Raw genomic sequence first — 21,150 nt, 5'->3', positions numbered from 1 at the left:
CTGTGGTTTTAAAGGCTTCTCTATTCTCCGGCCATCTATTATGTTTTCTATAAAAATCGTATCATACATCAATTACATTGTATTAAGGTATGGGTGGCGAATTTGTGAATCTTTGCAACATAAAAAGATATGTTGCAATAAAGTATTTGTAGTTTAAATAAGCAATACGCAAGGCACACGCCTAACGGCTACTAGCAAAGACGAGCGCCATCGGTTAACAACAACTCGATGCCCTTTCGCGTTGTCGACACTACGCGTTCCTAGCCGTTGGAAGTCCCGATTTCCAGAGGCGATTGACTTGGGACCACGGGAAAATTGGTTGTGTTTTCTCTCGAGCGGTTGGTGGCTAGACCTAGAGAATAATCTGAGTACACACCTTATACGTTCACATACGAAAAAGAGCCGAACTTTGGCTGTTACGAATGTTCGGCTCTACCTCTTTACTATTCACATGATTCGCAGCTTAGATGACAGTGTGCTGAGTTCTATGACAATCCAGTCATCTGCCATACCAATGCCAAGCATCTCACTTCAAACCTAATAATTATTTAAAAGCCATAGCTGCTTGGACTGCTTTTTTCCATCCGTTATATAGCTTAGCTTTTTCTTCTGTACCCATATTTGGCTCAAAGCACCGTTCCATATTCCACTGCTGAGAAATTTCCTCTTTATCCTTCCAATATCCAACTGCTAAACCAGCTAAGTACGCTGCACCTAGTGCCGTTGTTTCACTAATGCTTGGACGCTCCACAGGTACACCTAGAATATCACTTTGGAACTGCATAAGGAAATTATTTTTCACAGATCCTCCATCAACACGAAGTGTCTTTAAAGCAATACCTGAGTCAGCTTCCATTGCTGTTAACACATCTTTCGCTTGATACACTAATGATTCTAATGTCGCACGAATAAAGTGCTCCTTCGATGTTCCTCTTGTTAAGCCGAAAACAGCCCCCCGAACATCACTATCCCAATACGGTGTACCTAATCCAACAAAAGCCGGTACAACATATACTCCGTCTGTTGATTCTACTCTGTCAGCATATTGCTCACTATCCTTTGCGTCCTTAATCATACGTAAACCGTCACGCAACCATTGAATTGCAGAGCCAGCGACAAATATACTACCCTCAAGTGCGTATTCTACTTTGCCATCAATTCCCCATGCAATAGTTGTTAGTAATCCATGCTCAGATGGAACTGCTTTTTCACCTGTATTCAGCAACGTGAAACAACCCGTTCCATATGTACTTTTAGCCATGCCTGTTTCATAGCATGCTTGCCCGAACAAAGCCGCCATTTGGTCACCTGCTGCTCCCGCGATCGGTACATTTTGACCGAAGAAATGATAGCCAGCTGTGTGGGCGTATATTTCTGAAGATGGGCGAACGTCTGGTAACATAGATTTTGGCACTGTTAGTATATTTAACAGTTCATCATCCCACTTTAATTCATATATGTTATACATTAATGTGCGAGATGCGTTTGAATAGTCAGTCACATGAGCTTTCCCACCAGACAACTTCCAGATCAACCATGTATCAATGGTACCAAACATTAGGTTACCTTGTTCAGCCTTTTCTCTTGCACCTTCAACATTATCTAAAATCCATTTTACCTTTGTACCTGAGAAGTACGCGTCAATTAATAAGCCTGTTTTCTTACGGAAGAGCTCATCGTGACCTTGAGCTTTTAGCTCTTCACATATGTCCGCAGTTTGACGTGACTGCCATACTATGGCATTATAAATTGGTTTTTGTGTAATTTTATCCCATACAACTGTTGTTTCCCGTTGATTTGTAATACCAATGGCTGATACTTGATCTGGCTTCACATCTGCTTCTGATAAGCAAGACGCTATTACCGCCAGTACAGAACCCCAAATTTCATTTGCGTTATGCTCCACCCAGCCTGGCTTCGGAAATATTTGTGTAAACTCCTTCTGTGCAACATGAACAATTTCCCCTTTTTTGTTAAAAAGAATTGCTCTTGAGCTTGTTGTCCCCTGGTCAAGTGATAAGATATACTTTTCCATCCTTCTACTCATCTCCTCTACGGCCTTTAAAAATACTATACATAAGTATTAAAAGCAACAATTTAATCAGTCACTTTAAAGAATTTAGTATGGTCAAAGACAAAAAAGACCGCGATAGCCCCCCATCTAATAAAATTAGACGATTGATACGTGGTCTCGAGTCTCCATCACAAATATTAACTTAATTCTAGCATAATTAATTATGTAAACGCTGTCAATCACTTAAACTATTTTCTTTATTAGTACTGGTCAAATATGAAGCTAACATACGCATACTTTTCGTTAGAAGGGGTACTACCTATAGTAGAAAACAAATACCAGAGAGGTGTTATAGATGAGTAAATATAATCGGAATAGTATTACACTGTTCGGTGCTGTCGGTTTGGGAACCGGGGTTATGATTAGCGCTGGTATTTTTGCATTGCTTGGTCAAGTTGCTGAATTGGCAGGATACTGGTTTCCCGTCATATTCATTATAGGTGGAATAGTTACCGCATTTAGCTCGTACTCTTACATTAAAATGAGTCAAGAGTTTCCTTCTGCAGGTGGCATTGGTATGTTTTTAGTTAAGGCTTATGGGAAAAGTACGGTAACAGCAAGTGCCGCAATATTTATGGCTGCTTCCATGATTCTAAATCAAAGCTTAGTAGCACGTACCTTTGGAACATATACGTTACAGCTGTTTAATACTGAACAAGGAGATTATCTAGTTCCAATATTAGGAGTTGGGCTACTTATTTTTGCTTTTATAGTAAATGTTTCTGGTAATACATTTATTCAATCGTTTACATCAATCATCTCATTATTAAAAGTTGCAGGTTTAGTCATTTTTGCGTTCATTGCCTTATGGATAACAGGTTTTGAGCTCGAACTAGCACCAAGTAGCAATGCCTCTAATTTAAGTATCAGTAGTTATATTGCAGCAGTTGCTTTAACTATACTTTCTTTTAAAGGCTTCACTACTATAACAAATAGTGGTGCTGAGATTGTAAAACCTACCAAGAATATCGGAAGAGCAATTATTATATCAATTATGATTAGTTTATTCGTATATATTTTGTTAGCATGGGCGGTTTCTAGTAATTTATCAATATCACAAATTATTCAAGCCAAAGATTATGCTTTAGCCGAAGCAGCTAGACCCGTTCTTGGGCAATATGGGGTTTGGTTTACGGCGATTCTCGCCATTATTGCAACTATTTCAGGGATTATTGCTAGTATCTTTGCAGTATCACGTATGCTTGCGATGTTAACAGAAATGGAGCTTATTCCACATAAGCATTTTGGTATGCCAGGGCATGTGCAAACGCACACTCTTATTTATACTACTGTGGTTGCCATAATACTCACTATTCTATTTGATTTAACTAGAATAGCTTCAATGGGAGCCATTCTATATTTGGTGATGGATATTATTATTCATTGGGGAGTACTTAAACATTTACGAAAAAAAGTGGATGCCAATCCTATTATTATCTTACTAGCAATAATGTTCGACAGCATCGTACTTCTTGCTTTTATCTGGGTGAAAGTAAAAACTGATGTTTTGATTGTTTTTGTATCAACAGGAGCTATATTGTTTATTTTTCTACTTGAGCATTTATTTTTAAAAAATATATCAAAATCAAATTAAGACATGCCACTATAGGCAATACTGTTTATACAAAAAAAGACATAGTAACACTTATTATGTAAGAGGATTAATGAAAATATTATGTGGGAGTATATCTGAAATGTTTAAAAACCTTTGGGCGTTATTATCATACTTTATAGCTACGAATGTGATTATGATTGCTATCATAGATGTAGTATTTCTTGGTTCAGCGCAACTCTTTGATACGTTTAGCATACTAGCAGTGTTTCCTTTTAGTGGACTTGGTGTATTAACTGGTTTCCTTGCAGCCCGTCAAAAGCAAACTCATCCTTCTTATACAGCGTTGCTAATCAACATTATCTTACTATTGTCAGCTCCCGCTTATCTTGTATATGGCGCCCTATTTTTTAGAGTGTAAAACCCTGTTTACTTTTAATGTATACAGGGCTTTTGTGTAAAATTTATAACTACACGTAATCGTTCACTATGTTAATCCTATTATTTATACATCCACATAAACCGTTCCATATAGTAAAGAAAAACTTGATTATAAAATCCAGGGAAATAATAATCACTAGCATGTCCTGCAAAAGGCATATAGCCTATTGCCACGTGCTTGTTTCCTTTCTCCATGCTCTTATCTTTAAAGGATTGTGCCGTTTCCCAGTCTACAAGACTATCATTCTTTCCTTGATATATAAGAGTTGGGGGACTACTTTCTCTTATCAAATTTTCTGGCTCAAGAAACTCGTCTCGTCCGGTAATATTAATAGCTCTCGCACTTTTGTTGGCTGGATAAAATGGGATTAACCCTTTAACCGTAATGGTATCACTAAATATATCATTGTAACTACCATTCTCTATTGCGAGGGCTGTAGCTGTTGCTAATTGTCCACCTGCTGATCCACCAGAGAAAAAGACAGAATCTAAGTCTGCTTTGTACTCATTTGCATGCTCAGCTAAATAGTTTGTAAATATACCAATATGTGAAAGCATATCATCCATTGTAAATGGTCCTATTAAGTGCATTGGTGTATCAATACCTAGATCGTACGTTGTTAAGGTGGATAACCCATATTGTATATCATAAACAACATAGCCTTGGTCTGCAAAATACTTGTTCATTTGCATCACATTGTCAGCACCTTTATCGCCTGACTTCCAGGCTCCTCCATGTATACGAACTAAAACAGGGTGCTTTGTGGTTTGGCTCTCTTTAGGCATAAATACATCAAAGCGCAATGTAATGTCATCATCTTCGTAAAAAATTACATCCTTCTCGATTTGAATATCTTGTTGTGGCATTCCAACAAAATAGGCCGGAATGGAGAATGGGTGCCGTAAAAAACTTTTATTATTCGTCGGTTCTTGAAACGCTTCTTTAAATTGCTTGTCTAAATTAACAATTGTACTTTGTGTAGATAAAAACGGTAAGAAATGAATTGATGTAATAATAAGCCCTATACCACCAGCAATAAAAAGTAGTTTTCTGTTATCTATTAATTTACTAATTAGTATGGTAGCAGCAAAAAATACAAATCCAAACAATAGCGAAAACGACGTGACTATTGCTTCTATTACCCCATGCTCGTAAGGCACAACTATTATAGATGAGAAATAAAAACCTAACAAATAAACAAACCCTACCATAACTATTAATATTATTTTAAACAGCTTATGAGGTTCGAAATATCTTTCTTCAAGAAAAGTGGATATGCTTGCCACGAAAAGTGGTAATAAAAAAGCTATATATACAACCATCTGCATTAAAGGCTTTGCTTCATATGAATTCGATATTGAGTAGTTTAGTATGCCCATAGTTAACATAGAGATTGCTAGTAAAAACGGGTACCAAAGCATAAATGTTGTTGTATACGGTTTTAAATAAATTAAAAGCCCATTACTTAATAGCAATACAATGTATATACCTCCAAGTACATTCCAACCAGCGTGAGTACTCGGATTCAAAAAATAGACGATACTAGCAATGAATACAATTACATTTATAGTGCCAATAAACCTATTTAAGTATTTATATAGAGAGGGTGTAGAGGTGACACTCTGTCGAAGAAAAACAGGCTCCTGCATTCTTAAAGTCTCCTTTTAATATGTAAAATTTAGTAAATTTATGTCGAAATAGCTGTTATATTATATCATACCTTAGAGTCATGATGTTAGCCAATACGTCTGTATGGAGAGCTTCAAAACTATATGACAATTTTTCGAACTCGCATGTAGGTGTGATTCAAATCACGGCTATCACAATAGGAATCTCATAATCTAATAAAAGCAAAGACAACGATTTATTTACTGTCTTTAGTTTTATGCAAGATCAAAACCTTCTTCTCGAAGGGAAAACCACAATTACAAACAAAGGGGCGCATTCTCATGTATTGTCATCAATGTATGCAGGTAGCACCTGGCGGCTGTACAGTCGTTGGTGTTTGCGGAAAAGATGAAACAATTGCAAGTTTACAAGACACCATGATTTTTGGACTAAAAGGGATTGCAGCGTACCGTACGCATGCAAGACAACTAGGATATACAGATGAATTTGTTGACCGTACTACACATGAAGCATTGTATATGACATTAACAAACTCGAACTTTAATGTACAAGAACATATTGATATGGCGATGCAAGTGGGGCAAGCTGCCGTACGTATGATGGATGTGTTAGACAAAGCTCATACAGAGCGATTGGGTATTCCTCAACCAATAAGAGTTTCACAAAACAAAATCGAAGGCAGAGCCATTGTCGTAACAGGGCACAACTTATTTGCACTTGAAGAGCTTTTAAAACAAACGCAAAGCAAAGGCATCAATATATACACGCACTCAGAAATGCTTCCAGCTCACGGGTATCCTCACCTAAAAAAATACGAACATTTAAAAGGGAATATAGGAAAAGCTTGGTATGACCAGCGTCGGTTATTTGAAAAATTCCCTGGCGCCATTCTTGCTACAACTAACTGTGTGATGCCAATAAAGGGTACTTACGCAGACCGTATGTGGACATATGAAGTAACTGGGCTTGAAGGCGTACCAAAAATAACAGAAGATGACTTTACACCATTAATTGAACGCGCATTACAATTACCAGAAGTAAATATAGAGTCTGATGAAACACTACTAACAGGCTTTCATCATGAAACAGTACTTGGTTTAGCGCCAGAAGTAATTCAAGCTGTTAAAGATGGGAAAATTAAAAGATTCTTTGTTATCGCTGGTTGTGATGCACCTGGTAAAGGCGGCGACTATTATCGCGAGCTTGCGACTTCTTTACCACCAGAAACAGTTATTTTAACAACATCATGTGGAAAATTTCGTTTCAACGATGTAGATTACGGTACTGTTCCAGGCACAGATATTCCTCGTTACATCGACTTAGGTCAATGCAACAACTCCGGCTCCACTGTAAAAATAGCTATGGCACTCGCAGATGCATTTGAATGCGAAGTGAACGAGCTACCTGTAAGTATCGTACTATCGTGGTTTGAGCAAAAAGCGGTTGCGATTTTATTAGGCTTGTTCAGTCTTGGTATACAAGATATTCGAATTGGACCAAAGCCACCAGCATTTATTTCTGAGGGTGTGTTAGATGTTTTAGTTAACACCTTTGGTTTAAAATTAATTGGATCTGCTCAAGAAGACCTCGAAACAATGATGGCTTTGTCGTGAACCTCTCCAACTAAATCGAAGATTTTCAAGGGGATTTCTCGCTAGCCTTTGTTAAATTAGATTTTCACACGAAGCAACAGTAATTTACCTCCAAAAGCACACATGGTTATTCCACGTGTGCTTTTTGGTAGCTTACTTTTTATTAATAGCCGTAACCACCATAACCACCAACAAATGAAGCACCAATGATAATTAATAAAATGAACAATACAACAAGTAAGGCAAAGCCACCACCTGCATATCCACCTACAGCACCACTCATACCTTTCACCTCCCATTGTGTCTCAATCAATTACACCATGTGGCGTTTGATTAATGTGCACAATACATACTATGGAAGACATAGCGAATATGGGAATAAAAAATTTCATTAAATGAGGGAACGGGCGAATGCGGAATGAAAAATGTTGAGAACACAAAGAACGCCTGCACCTATACAGACGTTATAGTAGTTATTTAGAGCTTGACGTTTTTCTTCTATATATAAATTGTTGCCATTGAAACCTAATAAAGCAGCCAACACAGAAACCTAATATTGCCACAAGCGCCGCCACTCCAACCATAACAGCAAACATATAGCCAATCACAAGATTATTCGTTATAAACCCAATTAACGATAAGGTTATACAAATTACAGATATCCACTGATTAAATTGTTGTTGCGCACGATCCTCATTGATGTACTCAGAAGGATGTTTTTTCAGGAATTTCTTCGCAACTTGCATTATTGGATTAAAGTATATAGTAAGCCCGAGTAGTCCGTTAATTAATGGAAGCACTAAAATCCAACTTTGGTTAAGACCTAGAGCTAAGACAACGCTGATTACAATAAACCATTGATTCGCGCGAACTAAAGGACGAGGGATACTTTGAGTGTCGACTTCTTGCACATTAATCCCAACCTTTCTTATGTGATTATAAGTATTTTACTCGATTATTTCTGTATTGTGAAGAAAAATGACTTGAAAACAGCACAAAAAAAAGCCTATGGTTCACACTTTAGGCAGTTTTATCATTATTAGTCATTAGCTTTTTCTAAACGATCATCAACAATTGTTGCTGCATCAATTTCTGAGTCAAGCTTACGTAAATAGTCTGCAAACAACTCACGTTGGAAGTCAGGTGAACCTTGCCATTCAACTTCTCCGAAAGTTGTGTAACCATCACCATATCCCCCTACAATATTACTTACACAAAAAAAGCCTGCTCTCTAGTACTTAAATCTAAATGAGTAGGCCTTTATTTTTGTGTCTAAATACTTATTAGTTTCTATACGACCGTTGTTGTCGGTTGGTCTATTGTATCAGGATCGGCATTATTTAGCGTGCTAAATCCATTATTGGTTATAACGAGACTTCCAGTATTAATCGCACCAGATCCTGCAAGAGTTTTTGCTGTATCTTTTGGACTAATATAGAATGTATCACCAAACACAACAACTCCTCCTGCTTCTCGAATATTAACTGGGCCTAAAATAATAGTAGGCATAATTATTCACTCTCCCTTCTTATCTTATTTGATTTATTCCCGTGCATTATTAAAATTATTAATAAAGATGTGATATCCCATATCACATCCAATCATAAAATCTACTATCGGTCCCTCCTAAAAAGTAAAATATCTCGGGATTTAAATTCTAATTCGAATCCATTTTTCAACAAACAGTTTGCCGCACGTTTTACTGAATCCCCTTCATCTAACAGACGCTGACAAGGACGCGCACTACCGATAACAGTAGCACCCACAATTTCTAACACTCCTGTAAAGGGATTTCGCTCAAAAACAATCGTCACAACATCGGGCGGACGTGGGATTCTCAAGTTACCTTCTCTTTCACCCATATTATCTAACAACTCCTTCATATCAGATAATATATATAGATGAAAATAATGGTTAGCTTGAAATGGACAAACATACATCTTTTAAAAAAATCAGCTATTTACACTCACGGCTCGTATATGTTAAAATCCGCTAAATGTAATGATAGATCGCTTCTTAATTAGGACCGGCACTCATTATAGGACAAGTTTTTAGTACGTTCTATATCTTTTTTTCGCACTGGAAACGTCGAAGGTTGTCGCTTCTTGACGGTACATAGTACCGACCTTTTCCGACGTCTTTTGCACCCTTGATACAAGTGGGTTTATAGTGTGGTGCATGTATTGCGTACCACGTACCGACAAAAACTAACAATTACCGTCAACTTACGACATGTGATTCATTAAAACCTTAAACAAAAAAGGGGCATCTACACCCTTTGCCCCTCATTCACTATATTAAATCATATTTTTCTTTTAATGCAGGTGGTGAAAGCTTCACGATTCTCTCTAGCACGAACGTTGCAAGAACAAGGTCATCCACGATTCCAAAAAACAATAACACATCCGGGATTAGATCAAACGGAAAAAAAGCATAGGCTACCACAAACAATACAGCGAATAGCTTCTTAAATAAAGACACTTGTTTAGATAGAAAAAAATCAACTAAAAACGGTCCAAATTTCCAGAATTTAAATATAAACTTAATTCTTTTCATAAATTTCACTATATGCCCCTCCTCTTTGCTAAAATTTTAAATCAAAGAGTTTTAAGTACTTCTTTTAACTTTTTAATATCTTCCTCAGACAGTGTAATACCTTTCCCCATCTTTTCGTGATTAGGCGACCAATCACGGAGGTCGTATTTCGGCTCGCGTCCATTCCAACTTACTAAATTCAGCTCTTTTGTCCAACCTTTAGCCGATTCAGAAAGAACTGCGATTTGCTCTACAATTTCAAATTTAATCTCTGACATATGTAAACTCCTTTTTTTAATTACTTTATTGCGATTACCATTATATGAACATCATATCACGAAATGGTGTGAAGATTATCTACATAACCACCCCTGTCCCTCCTATTCCATGGACAGGTGATTTTTTCACACCTTATTTTTAGTTGTAAATGTAATATTTGTCTACTTTCCTTTTTATGATGGACACAACACATTGTCTTTGAAAAGACGATTAGTTAATTTAGTTTTCAAGTAAAAGATAAGTATTGAGGAGTGTAGCTCCTATAAAAAATACACATTTTATCATTTACTTTTCGTGGGTTTTTGACAATCTTCCCGCTTGAATTTTTGTAAAATATAGTTAATTAACTGACCGTAAAAAATGACATTAATGAATAGGGGGAGACTATGTCGGAAAACCAATACATTGCCGTAGTTTTAGCGGGTGGAAAAGGTACGCGCTTAAAAGATTTAACGAAACACACCCCTAAGCCAACTGTTCCATTTGGAGGTAAGTTTCGAATAATTGATTTTACTCTAAGTAATTGCAGAAACTCAGGGATAACTACAGTTGATGTGTTAGCGCAGCATTACTCACATGTATTATATAACTATATCGGGGATGGATCACATTGGGGCTTTACCCAAAACGAAAGCAAAGTTCGTGTACTTTCTCCTGAGCAATCTCATGAAGGTACATCACATGCTGTGTATCAATATCTCCGTCATATTGATCAGCAAAATCCTGAGCACGTTCTCATTTTGTCCGGAGATCAAATCTATAAGATGGATTATACTTATATGTTACGCAAGCATATCCAAACTGATGCTGATGCCACTATTTCTGTCATCAACGTTCCGTGGCATGAAGCAAAACGCTTCGGCATTATGTCTATTGACACTACCTCTAATCGGATTTTAGATTTCGAGGAAAAACCACAAAATCCAAAAAGCAACCTTGCATCCATGGGAATTTACTGTTTTAAATGGAGTGTTTTAAAAAAATATGTAGAGCTTGTAGAGGGTATTCCAGATTCTACAAGAGATTTCGGTCGTGATGTCATCCCTACTATGATCCAGGATAACTGCCAATTACATGCTTACGTTTTTAAAGGTTACTGGAAGGATGTCGGAACGATAGAAAGTTATTGGGAAGCAAACCTTGACTTACTAACTTATGAAACAAACCCTCTTATACATAAGGAGTATTGGCCCATCTATACAGAGCACAAGGCCCTCCCTCCCATGTATGTAAATGATGAGGCAAATGTAAAAAAATCAATAATCAGCGAAGGCTGTAAAATATTTGGCACTGTTGTTAATTCGGTAATATCGCACGATGTAATCATTCATAAAAATGCTGTTGTAAAAGATTCAGTTATATTACCACATACAATTATTGGTGAACATGCGACTGTTTCTCGCACTGTTGTTGGAAAAAACACATGCATTAAATCGTTTAGTGAAGTGGGATCTACACTTCCCTATAGTGAATTAACTTTAATTGGTGATAATGAGACTGTTTATGCCACCAGTCCTATCATAACTTCTCACATAATTGATAATGCTTACAATGAAAAATGGATAAAAAATATCAACTCCAAATAAAAACGTTTATCTCTAAATGGCTAAAAGCGATGCCCTTTCTTTTTACCTAGTAGATACCCAAAATAAAACTCCCAAGGATTTCTTGGGAGCTTTTTATTGAAGCTGCTTTCGTGTATGCTTGGTTGCTCATAGTGAAACTCTTAAATAGTCCACTCATCATGTACAATAGCCACTAATTGATAATAACCAGAAGTATTTTGCTCAAACACGAAAAGCAAGCTTCCCCAATCCATCCCTCCAATGTTTGGATCACCTTCGATAAAAAATTCAACATACGCTGCACCAGGAAACACAGAGGCAACGTTATTTATCAAATTCCCGCGTTGCATTAAATTGTTTACATGCACTTCGTCTGGATTACTATAATCTTTGTTATAAACATATCGATTGAAATAATCAGAAGGAGTTAATTCGATAGGAAATCCAGTCCCATCTTCAACGCCCCAAGTATATGTTGAAGTAATCGAAAAAAAGTTTAACAATTCACTCTGTGTTAATGTTAAGGCGTTGTTTTCAATATAAATATAAGGTGAAAATAGTAAGCCCTCCCCCTCATTGTCACTAACAATTGAGTGGGCTACGACTGTTTCCATATCATGATTTTTTAGTGCTTCCACAATGGTGACTGCGAGAGCTTCTACATTAAGAGCGACATCACTTTCACCATTATTATTGTTTTCGTCTTCTTCATCAGCTTCTGGACTTTCAGAATTTGTACTGCTATCGTTTCCAGGGTCTTCGTTTGAACCCGCTTGTTCTCCACTACTTTCGTCTTCTGAATCCGTTTGCTCTGCGCTACTCTCGCCCTCTTGATTTGCTTGCTCGGAATTATCGCCGTCCACTGTATTTGTCTCCTCTGTACCGCTGTCTTCTCCATCAGATGACGCATTACTTTCATTACCACTACCCTCATCATTTAACGTTTCCGCGTCATCGGTTGTATTTTGTTGAGAAGAAGTAACTTCGACGGTTTCATTGCCCTCCTGGACCTGTTCGGTATTTCCGCTATTACACGCAGTTAGAACAAAAAGTGACACAGTAATAAGACATAGCATACTAACCACTAATTTTTTCATATCACTATAACCTGTGAAAGGTTCCCCTCCTTCTTTTTCATCTTTTATAATAAATAGACGATATTTACCATGAAATGTTTCATTATATGAGTCCACTTTGTATATATTCCCATTTTCCTCAATGTTTTATAGTTATTTAACTAAAAAAGAGCACTTGTCCCTAACATGGGACAGGTGCTTCTAATAAATTTCAATATTTAGCGTACCAACTTGCGAAACTAACAGTTCTTCATATTTCTTTTGTGCTAACACATTCACTTCTCTCGTTTCAGCTTCGGAGTTCGCTTGCTTCACTTTTTCAATAACATCTTGCTGTACTTTACTAGAAAGAACAATTAGCTCATACTGCTCTTGTTGCTTGTTCCAAAATCTCTCTTCTCCATATTCAGCAATAACATTTGTTGCTGCAGGACTAGCAGCATACGTCTGTTTCACTTTATTAAGCTCAGCTTCGATTTCATGCTGACTTGCGTAATGTCCTTTTTCTTTCGCTAATAATGCGACCGCTCGTAAGCGAATGATTTGTGTTAATAGCGTGTTTGGATTATCAATTGCTTTTTCTTGGCTATCCCAATACGTAAGAGCTGCATCAAGCTCTGCCCCTTCATATCTATTACGATCATATTCTCGGTACATGGCAATTTGCAATTGATTAATTGCTTTATAAAATGCTAAATCCTCACTATTAATCTCATCTCCATTAATTGATGCAATAACATCACCAGCACTTACACTTACCTCATTATTTTCAACATTAAAAGTCACTATTTTCTCTACTACCTGCTTATTGTTTGAGATTTGCAACAAAACCTCCCACTCACCAGCCATGGGTAAAGTGATATTCCCTTCGTACAATCCTGATTCGTTTTCCTGTAAAGGAATATCAATGTAACCATGGTCCATTTTTGTCATTTCAAAACTAGCCACTACATCTAGACCGGTTAAAGGCTTCCCGTCCTCACTTAACTGAAAGACAACATGCGATGGTTCTCCTTGATTATAGGAAGGAGCTTCTACTATGGATACATCCCAACTCGATGTATTATTACAGCCTGTCAAAAGAAATATAATTATGAAAACAGTAATTATCTTTTTCACACAAGTGCCCCCTCTAGTAAAATTTCACTTTCAAATTGTTGAATTGTATATTTAGTTAAAGTGGCATTTTTTAAATATGCGACATGTGAACAGACTTGTCTGATTTCTTCAATGTGATGAGAGGATAGAAGAATTGTTTTATTTTCTAAAGACTTTAATATATTTAATATTTCTATTCGACCGATAGGATCCAAGCCACTCGTTGGTTCATCAAGAATTAGAATGTCAGTGTCGTAATAAAGCATGATGCCTAGCCCTAGTCTTTGTAGCATACCTTTTGAATAGTTTTTTACATGTACATTGCGATCCTCCCACAATCCTACTTTGTGCAGCGTGTCTTTTATTTTCTCATAATTTATGCTTTGTCTTTCCATTGAAGCAAAAAACTCGAGATTCTCTTTGGCTGATAAATGTTGATACAACTGAAATTTTTCTGGTAAATACGAGACAAACTTCTTCCAGCCTTTTTTTTGAATAGGAATTCCATTCAACGTAATATAACCGTTCTTCAATGGTAATAGTTGAAGCATAAGTTGTATAAGTGTAGACTTTCCAGCTCCATTCCGCCCAACCAGCGCGCACAATTCATGTTTTTCAACCTCGAGCTGAATGTTACGTAACACAACTTTATTTGAATAAGAATAAGACACATTGTCTAACTTAATCATGATTTTGACTCCCTTCTCTGTAGAACAATAGCCACAACAAACGATAAACAACTCCAAATAACAAGGTTCATAATCATAAAAACCGTAGGGGAAGCCCACATCATTTTGCTCATTAATCGTGACATGTGCTCGAGTGAAAATACTTCTAGAGATGTTTCTAAATAGAATGGAATCGTGTGTAAAGGGTCTAGGAAATAAAAAAATGCGAATAGTTGTACATTGTCATACGTGACATTAGAAAGTTGCTGTAAAAACATTAAATCTATTAAAAAGACAAAAGAAAACCATGTAAGAATATTTGCACCTAATAATTGCATCCTCGTGCTACAAATACTTCCTAATGCTACACCAATTTGGTTAAAAATAAAGACCATAACTGACACGGCTAAAATAAATAGTAGAAAATGTGACACATTGAAATATAAAAAAACCTTCATAACAAGCGCAAACAGAAAATACCAGGCTACTATAACCGCTATAACAACCAATTGAATAGCTATACTCTTTTTTGCTAAAAAACTTATATATGATTCATGCTTAGTTAGTAAAATCATCATCGTCTTTAGCTCTTTTTCCTGCATAATAGAAAACGAAGCAATAAAAATACTAAGCAAGGGAAGTACAAACATATTCATTTCAAACATTGATAAAAGTAAAACAGTAAAGCCTTGTTCCACTGGTAATGTCCTTGCCTCTAGCAGTAAAAAGACTGAAAGAAGCATAATGATTAATAATGAAAGCCAAATGCCTTTGCCTCTTGCTTGCTCTTTCCACTCTTTTAAAATATAATTCATAGTTCTCTTCTCCTTTTTCGTTGCACAGTTCCTTTTAATATTATGAGAAGTAGAGACAACACTAAAACGGCCATGATGTTGTTTGTTTTTACTACAGTAGAATGCTTTAACAGTGGAAATTCATCCGCTAGCATGACTTGTTTTTTATCAATAAGTTCATTCATTTTTTCGTATATTTTAATAGAGGGACTATTTAAAAATAAAAAGGCCAACTCATTTTCCTCAACTAGTTTATACAATGAGGATTTATACTGAACAGGAGCATCCCCAATACCATTTTGATCTAAATCCAATACAGGTATAGCGGGCCCCCAATAATTTCCGAATCCATCTTTATTCCACTTATTTTTATCCTTGCCACCTAAAGTAAGAACTGCAGCAACGTTACTCATAAACTCATTTTTCGAAAAAATTTGATTAGTGGATGAAGCCCAAACTTCAACTCCAATTTGATTTTGTAGAAATTTATTTCCTGTAATTTGATTATTTTGTGATTGATCTACATATATACCCCGTTGATTTTGAAAGAAAAAATTTTCCATTATTATACTTTCATTACTTGCTTGAAGCAGAAGTCCGTAAGAGCGTGTACCTTGATTTAAAATAAATTGATTATGATTTAATGTTGTTCGTCTTGAGTGCATAATCGCTGCACCACCTAAGTTATAACTAAATATATTTTGAGCAAATTGATTATCATCCGAATACATGTAGTGAAGCCCATACCTCGTGTGAGTGATTGTATTTTGGCTTGCAATATTTCCGTTAGCATAATCAAAAAATATACCGTCACGAGTTCCCGTAATTGTATTGTTTTTTAAGATATTATTATTCGAGTAATACAAATGGAGGCCATTCCCTTGGCCAGCAATCTCACCATCCTGTCTCCCAATAACTTTTACACTTTCAATAATATTGTTATGTGATTGACTCAAATACACGCCATGAAAGCTATTTGTTACTGTAATATTCTTCAATGAGTTATTATCTTTTAGTAGTTTTATAGCGGCATATTCTTCCCCAGAATTTCGGTCTTGCCCGCTATTCATTACACTAATATTCTCCAAGTGAACAAAAGAAGAGTTTACAGTTATGACATTCCCGGTACCTAATCCTCTAATAATCGTATCCCTATTACCAATCAACGTAATAGGTTTAGTGATAAAAATATTCCCATCGTACACCTTATCTTTTAATTGCAACACACCATTAACTGGTGTGTTGTTAATTAATTGTTGTAACGATTGCTCATTTTCAGCATTTACATTAGTAACAAGCAAGAGAATAGCAGAAATAAAGAAAAACTGTATAATAACACGTACTTGTTTCATATCTTTCTATCCTTCCAAAGAGGTACGATTAGTAGTAAAATTGCAAAACCTACAATAAATGAGCCGTACGTAAAATAACTGTGTGTAATGAAGTTTGCTAACGTATTTTCACCTAATACAGGTGGGACAAATGGCGCGATTTCTATCGGTGCCATTGGATCTAAGTCCGTCCCAAAATCTTTCAGCCATCGATGGATATCATATATACCAAGTATGCCTCCCACTCCTGACAAACTTATTAGTACATATAGTAGTTTTCTACTTCTAAGTAGGCCAACAATCATGGTGATAATAGCGAATCCTCCGATTATATATGGAAGAAAGCTTAATTCCGGAAAGTTTTCTTCACTAAACGGCTTCATGCCAATATAGTGATTAAGACCGTTTATGATGGATATATCACCTTCCATCTTATAAGGATACACGATGATATCTAATCCTTCTGGATATTGTGGAGCAAAAAAACGCATGCCCCACCAAGGGAAAAATATTGAGATAAACATACAAGCCGCGGCAACAAACAACAATATCATGGAAGGAACCGATAGCTTCTTAGGCATGTGTTGTCCTCCTTTTTAAATAGAAGGGAGTTTACTGTAGTGAACTCCCTCATCAAACATTAATTTTTAGGCTTTACCAATAAATATCCAGTCATTTCCTGGTGCAATGCAGAGCAGAAATTTGTGCAATACAACGGATATGTTCCTGCCTTATCCGCAACAAACTCGACACTTTCTGTTTGACCGGGTTGAACTTCAAAATTCAAGTCATATCGATTGATCGCGAATCCGTGCGTAATATCTTCATCAAAATCTATGTTTGTTAAGTGAATTACAACTTTATCGCCTTCGTTCACCTCAATAACGTCTGGTCGCTTTGCTTTAGCATCAAAAATAAACTTAGAACGCATTGCTATACCATACACATGTACTTCATTGCCTTTTCGTTCAATTCTTGTATCCTCTTGTGCATACACTGCATATGGATTCGATTCATCTTTTTCATATACTTCTTTTGTTTTAATTTTATCTGCCTTAATAATCTGAGCATAATGCGGCTCTGGATTTACTGGTGCTGATTGAATAACTTCCATCTTCTCACCTGTTAAGTCAATAAGCTGCATAGATTCAGGATGTGATGGTCCAACTGAAAGGTACGAATCTTTCGCAATTTTATTTAAAGAAATGAGATATTTACCATCTGGTGCAACCGTATCACCCTCTGCAGCAACAGAGTGTCCGGGAGAGTACTGAACAGGCACACGATCTAGCGTTTCACCTGTGTTAGGATCCCATTTCACGATTTCAGATGAAATAAACATAGTCGTATATGCCATACCCTCATCATCAAACTGTGTATGAAGTGGTCCTAACGCATTTTCCGGATTTACTTCGCGCTCAACTACAGAATCATAGTTTAGAACAGGCATACCATATTTTTCGCCCGCAAAATCATTTTTTTCAATGGCTTCGAATGCCTTATCGAAGGAGTATACTGTCATTGCTGGCGCAAGTTTGCCTGAAGCAATGAATCGCGTACCATCAGGCGTAACATCTACTCCATGAGGTGACTTCGCGACTGGTACTAAATAAATACCACCCTTATGTTTTTCTGGGAAAATTACTTTTTGTCCGTTTACATCTTCATACTGTCCGTCTGCTACCATTTTTTCGAGCTCTTGCCAATTAAATAAAACGATATAGTCTCGGTCTGCTTGAGATGCATTAATCTCTAGATTTGTTGTAGCTTCTTCTGTATTATATGTTGTGATAACAGCCCAGCCATGAGAAGGCCCTTTTCCAGCGTCAGATAAGTCATAGCTCCAAGGTGGTAATGCCACCTGCCATGAAACTCCTAGTTCTTCTTTCTGTTCATCAAATTGAACAGCACTCATAACACCATAATATTCTGAGCTATAATCATCTAATGGTGCGTACTTACTTCCTAAAGGTACAGAGAAGCGAGTCGGTAAAAACATATATTCTGTATTTTCTGTTACAAACATTGCACAATGCGGTCCGCTAGTATTGGGAACCTCGATAATATCTTTCACTGTAAACGTTTCCAAATCCATTGCTGCGGCACGACTATTACCTACATCAGTCGCAAACATCCATTTCCCATCATAGTCACCTTTTGTTTCTGAAAAGGCTGGATGATGCAAGTCTCCCCAAGTATAATTTCCTAAAAGTTCTTTTGATTCCTCAGACCAACCATATCCAGTTGCTGAATCATACGAGAAAACAGGTACCGTTCGTATGTGTCTCATTGATGGAACACCATATATGAACATTTGTCCTGAGTGGCCACCTGAGGCAAATAAATAATACTCATCCTGCTCACCAAACGGAACATATACTTTTTCCGCATGAGACTTATGCTCTGAATCCTCGTTTGCTAATGACTTAGGACCAACACCTAGGTCCGCAAACAGCACTGTTGAAATAACAATACCTACTACTAATCCTGATACAGCTGGAAGTAATCCTTTTTTCATTCAAATAGCACCTCCATTGTTATTTTTGATTTGCTTCTTTTAAAGCCTCGACGATTTTTGAGATTTGCTCATCTGTTAGTGGATTCCCACTAATAACGCCTGACATAACAGCTGAAGTTGGTTCCTTTAAGAATTCTTCAATAGGTTTGCCGTGCTTGGATTCTACGTTTTCATATGCATGGGTAAGATCGGGACCTGTTGCCCCACCTTGTAAGCCAAGCCCTTCGACAGCATGGCAGCCAAGGCAACCTTTTGCACTGAAAATGTCGCTATTGGCAGTCGCAACTGTTTCAACAGTTTCTGTTTCTTCTATTGAGCTTTCCTGTTGTGTGTTGCTCACCTTTTCAGATGCATCTTTTGAACTAAAGTCAGTCAATTGAAAAAAGAAGTAACCGCCACCAAAGCCTAAAACTGCTGATATTACAAAGATTATTAGTCCATTTCTCATCTCTTCCCCTCCTTCTAATCATTTTGAATATATATCAATTAAATTACATAACAATTTATCTATGCGTGATGCCAATCACGTTATGTCATAGTTTCATGTACTCTTCACAAAATCTTCACAAAAAAACCTAACCGACAGCGCTGTTGTGTTTCACAGAACTTAAGGTTAGGTATCATAAATTATTCAACTATTATTATAGGATCATGGTCCGTACTTTCTACACCTTTTGTAAAAGCAAGCTTTGTTTTAAACGAATACACTTTAGTACTTGATGATAAATCGATTGGTCGTGGAATGCAGAAAGTGAAATCAATTCGATGTAATTCCTCTGCATGAATAGTAATAGAGGTTAAGATTGTTGTAGATTCAATGACTTTTTCCGCCCCCGATACCTCATCTGATAAAACAAGGTCACACTCAATTCGTTTAAGTTGTTGCTCGATTGTTCCGCCTTTTAATAAATAATACCCTTTGACTTCTTCTCCCTTTTTAAACGTATTCTTCGGTAAAATCAAATCAATTTCTGTTGAGCCGATACCAATTAAAGACATATATTTTCGTAATAGCATGTTTTCTCCTCCTATTTCATTTTTCATGTATTTAGTTTTGTCTTTTGAAAATTTGAAAAATCTCAATGAGTGGTGTTCATCGACAAAACATGTCGACACTCTAAAAATCTCTCGGCCACTCTAAAAATCTCGCGTTGCCGAAGTCGTGAGTTCCAAAGACGACTCACTTTCACAAGTAACTTCTTTACACTATCTTGAAGTTCATAGTTGGTTATCTGTCCCTAGATTTTTCTGCTTCTATATAAAAAACCTCTACCATCTGGTAAAAGCTTTTGAAATAAATAAAGACCTTTACCAGCATACATGGCAGGTAAAGGTCTTGCTAACAACAATAAAGTTGCCAACAAAGCCGAGAGCCTGACGCTCTGAATTGACGACTTTGCTGTGAAAGCTACTCCCCTTTAGAGTGTTTATAAGATTAATAAGTTAATAATAATGCAAACTGATAAATACTGTCAATTTAGAAACTCTCTGTTATTATCACTTTACAAAAACTTAATTAAAGCATTACATAGTAATAATCTCACATATGTTAAAGTATCAATTGCATAAGTTTACATAAGTAAATACGGGAGGATATGAGAAATATACAAAACGGATAAAGCTACGAATCATGATGGTAACAGCCTTATATACAGCAATTATTGGCGTCATGGCGCAAATGCCACTTGTTCCTATAACGGGACAAACACTAGCTGGCTAGCCTCTACTATTCTTGGTTCGCGCTATGAAACGATGTCAGCTATCTTATACTTTATTATCGGGGCAGCTGGCTACCAGTAATATGATAGTCTAAATCATTAGAGGCAACTTTTCATGAAAAATATGGCTTGTAATAAAAACTTGAACTCCAGTCTAGTGATGTCAATTACAAAGCGATTCTAGGAAGGCCTGACTTTTATATGCGCTTGATTTGTTAACTTCCCCCTCGAACCGTTAACGTCTGAAATTTAACACGAACCTAGCGAAAATTTTCTTTT

Annotated in this window: 21 protein-coding genes and 1 pseudogene; 5 read left to right on the top strand and 17 right to left on the bottom strand. The window is 36.7% G+C overall.

Annotation, left to right across the window (positions count from 1 at the left end):
- Positions 1-544: 544 nt before the first annotated feature.
- The gene (glpK, locus tag EJF36_RS06955; RefSeq protein WP_125905618.1) at positions 545-2,035 is read right to left on the bottom strand and encodes a glycerol kinase GlpK; all 1,491 of its coding nucleotides are present in this window, start codon (positions 2,033-2,035) and stop codon (positions 545-547) included.
- A gap of 334 nt (positions 2,036-2,369) precedes the next feature.
- Here glpK and EJF36_RS06950 point away from each other — a divergent pair, with 334 nt between their 5' ends.
- Both EJF36_RS06950 and EJF36_RS06945 read left to right on the top strand, forming a co-directional pair.
- Entirely contained in the window at positions 2,370-3,668 is a 1,299-nt protein-coding gene (locus EJF36_RS06950) for an APC family permease (protein ID WP_125905617.1), read from the top strand.
- Positions 3,669-3,768: 100 nt separating this feature from the next.
- Positions 3,769-4,047 (top strand): hypothetical protein, encoded by a 279-nt coding sequence (locus tag EJF36_RS06945; RefSeq protein WP_125905616.1) that lies wholly within the window; start codon positions 3,769-3,771, stop codon positions 4,045-4,047.
- Positions 4,048-4,127: 80 nt separating this feature from the next.
- On the opposite strand, the gene EJF36_RS06940 is transcribed toward EJF36_RS06945, so the two are convergent.
- Complete coding sequence (locus EJF36_RS06940; RefSeq protein ID WP_125905615.1) at positions 4,128-5,717, bottom strand: alpha/beta hydrolase; 1,590 nt, start codon at positions 5,715-5,717, stop codon at positions 4,128-4,130.
- A 300-nt stretch (positions 5,718-6,017) separates the two neighbouring features.
- Here EJF36_RS06940 and hcp point away from each other — a divergent pair, with 300 nt between their 5' ends.
- Positions 6,018-7,310 carry a hydroxylamine reductase gene (hcp, locus tag EJF36_RS06935; protein WP_125905614.1) on the top strand — a complete coding sequence of 431 codons (1,293 nt, stop codon included), beginning with the start codon at positions 6,018-6,020 and terminating at the stop codon, positions 7,308-7,310.
- A gap of 142 nt (positions 7,311-7,452) precedes the next feature.
- On the opposite strand, the gene EJF36_RS06930 is transcribed toward hcp, so the two are convergent.
- The 6 genes from EJF36_RS06930 to EJF36_RS06905 all read right to left on the bottom strand — a co-directional run bounded on the left by EJF36_RS06930 (position 7,453) and on the right by EJF36_RS06905 (position 10,102).
- Positions 7,453-7,572 carry a YjcZ family sporulation protein gene (locus tag EJF36_RS06930; RefSeq protein WP_125905613.1) on the bottom strand — a complete coding sequence of 40 codons (120 nt, stop codon included), beginning with the start codon at positions 7,570-7,572 and terminating at the stop codon, positions 7,453-7,455.
- Positions 7,573-7,762: 190 nt separating this feature from the next.
- Entirely contained in the window at positions 7,763-8,200 is a 438-nt protein-coding gene (locus EJF36_RS06925) for a DUF4395 domain-containing protein (RefSeq protein WP_125905612.1), read from the bottom strand.
- 379 nt (positions 8,201-8,579) lie between these two features.
- Positions 8,580-8,798 carry a spore germination protein gene (locus EJF36_RS06920; protein ID WP_125905611.1) on the bottom strand — a complete coding sequence of 73 codons (219 nt, stop codon included), beginning with the start codon at positions 8,796-8,798 and terminating at the stop codon, positions 8,580-8,582.
- Between the two features lie 104 nt (positions 8,799-8,902).
- Entirely contained in the window at positions 8,903-9,151 is a 249-nt protein-coding gene (locus EJF36_RS06915; protein WP_125905610.1) for a hypothetical protein, read from the bottom strand.
- 430 nt (positions 9,152-9,581) lie between these two features.
- A complete protein-coding gene (locus EJF36_RS06910) occupies positions 9,582-9,845 on the bottom strand; it encodes a YkvA family protein (RefSeq protein ID WP_395940625.1) in 264 nt (87 codons plus the stop codon).
- Positions 9,846-9,886: 41 nt separating this feature from the next.
- Entirely contained in the window at positions 9,887-10,102 is a 216-nt protein-coding gene (locus EJF36_RS06905) for a YdbC family protein (RefSeq protein WP_125905608.1), read from the bottom strand.
- A 387-nt stretch (positions 10,103-10,489) separates the two neighbouring features.
- Between EJF36_RS06905 and EJF36_RS06900 the strand changes: the two genes are divergently transcribed.
- A complete protein-coding gene (locus EJF36_RS06900) occupies positions 10,490-11,689 on the top strand; it encodes a glucose-1-phosphate adenylyltransferase (protein ID WP_125905607.1) in 1,200 nt (399 codons plus the stop codon).
- 140 nt (positions 11,690-11,829) lie between these two features.
- Here EJF36_RS06900 and EJF36_RS06895 read toward each other — a convergent pair whose 3' ends face one another.
- The 9 genes from EJF36_RS06895 to EJF36_RS06855 form a co-directional block, all read right to left on the bottom strand.
- Positions 11,830-12,861 (bottom strand): ICP22 family protein, encoded by a 1,032-nt coding sequence (locus EJF36_RS06895; protein WP_125905606.1) that lies wholly within the window; start codon positions 12,859-12,861, stop codon positions 11,830-11,832.
- Between the two features lie 84 nt (positions 12,862-12,945).
- Positions 12,946-13,863, bottom strand: coding sequence for a FixH family protein (locus tag EJF36_RS06890; protein ID WP_125905605.1), 918 nt, complete (start codon positions 13,861-13,863; stop codon positions 12,946-12,948).
- Positions 13,860-14,531 carry an ABC transporter ATP-binding protein gene (locus EJF36_RS06885; RefSeq protein ID WP_125905604.1) on the bottom strand — a complete coding sequence of 224 codons (672 nt, stop codon included), beginning with the start codon at positions 14,529-14,531 and terminating at the stop codon, positions 13,860-13,862. The genes EJF36_RS06890 and EJF36_RS06885 overlap by 4 nt, the downstream gene beginning before the upstream one ends.
- The gene (locus EJF36_RS06880) at positions 14,528-15,325 is read right to left on the bottom strand and encodes an ABC transporter permease subunit (protein ID WP_125905603.1); all 798 of its coding nucleotides are present in this window, start codon (positions 15,323-15,325) and stop codon (positions 14,528-14,530) included. Before EJF36_RS06880 ends, EJF36_RS06885 begins: the two co-directional genes overlap by 4 nt.
- On the bottom strand, positions 15,322-16,656 hold the full coding sequence (gene nosD, locus EJF36_RS06875; protein ID WP_125905602.1) for a nitrous oxide reductase family maturation protein NosD: 1,335 nt from the start codon (positions 16,654-16,656) through the stop codon (positions 15,322-15,324). Before nosD ends, EJF36_RS06880 begins: the two co-directional genes overlap by 4 nt.
- Positions 16,653-17,216, bottom strand: a complete 564-nt coding sequence (locus tag EJF36_RS06870) for a hypothetical protein (protein ID WP_125905601.1) — start codon at positions 17,214-17,216, stop codon at positions 16,653-16,655. The genes nosD and EJF36_RS06870 overlap by 4 nt, the downstream gene beginning before the upstream one ends.
- Before the next feature lie 59 nt (positions 17,217-17,275).
- Positions 17,276-19,153 carry a Sec-dependent nitrous-oxide reductase gene (nosZ, locus tag EJF36_RS06865; protein WP_125905600.1) on the bottom strand — a complete coding sequence of 626 codons (1,878 nt, stop codon included), beginning with the start codon at positions 19,151-19,153 and terminating at the stop codon, positions 17,276-17,278.
- A 19-nt stretch (positions 19,154-19,172) separates the two neighbouring features.
- Complete coding sequence (locus EJF36_RS06860; RefSeq protein WP_125905599.1) at positions 19,173-19,601, bottom strand: c-type cytochrome; 429 nt, start codon at positions 19,599-19,601, stop codon at positions 19,173-19,175.
- A gap of 179 nt (positions 19,602-19,780) precedes the next feature.
- Positions 19,781-20,170 (bottom strand): sporulation protein, encoded by a 390-nt coding sequence (locus EJF36_RS06855; RefSeq protein ID WP_125905598.1) that lies wholly within the window; start codon positions 20,168-20,170, stop codon positions 19,781-19,783.
- Positions 20,171-20,783: 613 nt separating this feature from the next.
- On the opposite strand from EJF36_RS06855, the pseudogene EJF36_RS21805 reads away from it, so the two are divergent.
- Positions 20,784-20,944, top strand: a pseudogene (locus EJF36_RS21805) (biotin transporter BioY); the annotation flags it as partial.
- Positions 20,945-21,150: the final 206 nt, after the last annotated feature.

Origin of the sequence: Bacillus sp. HMF5848, from assembly GCF_003944835.1 — a bacterium.
Taxonomy (GTDB): domain Bacteria; phylum Bacillota; class Bacilli; order Bacillales; family HMF5848; genus HMF5848.
Note: the sequence above shows the minus strand (reverse complement) of the source record. Positions and strands in the feature narration are given on the sequence as shown.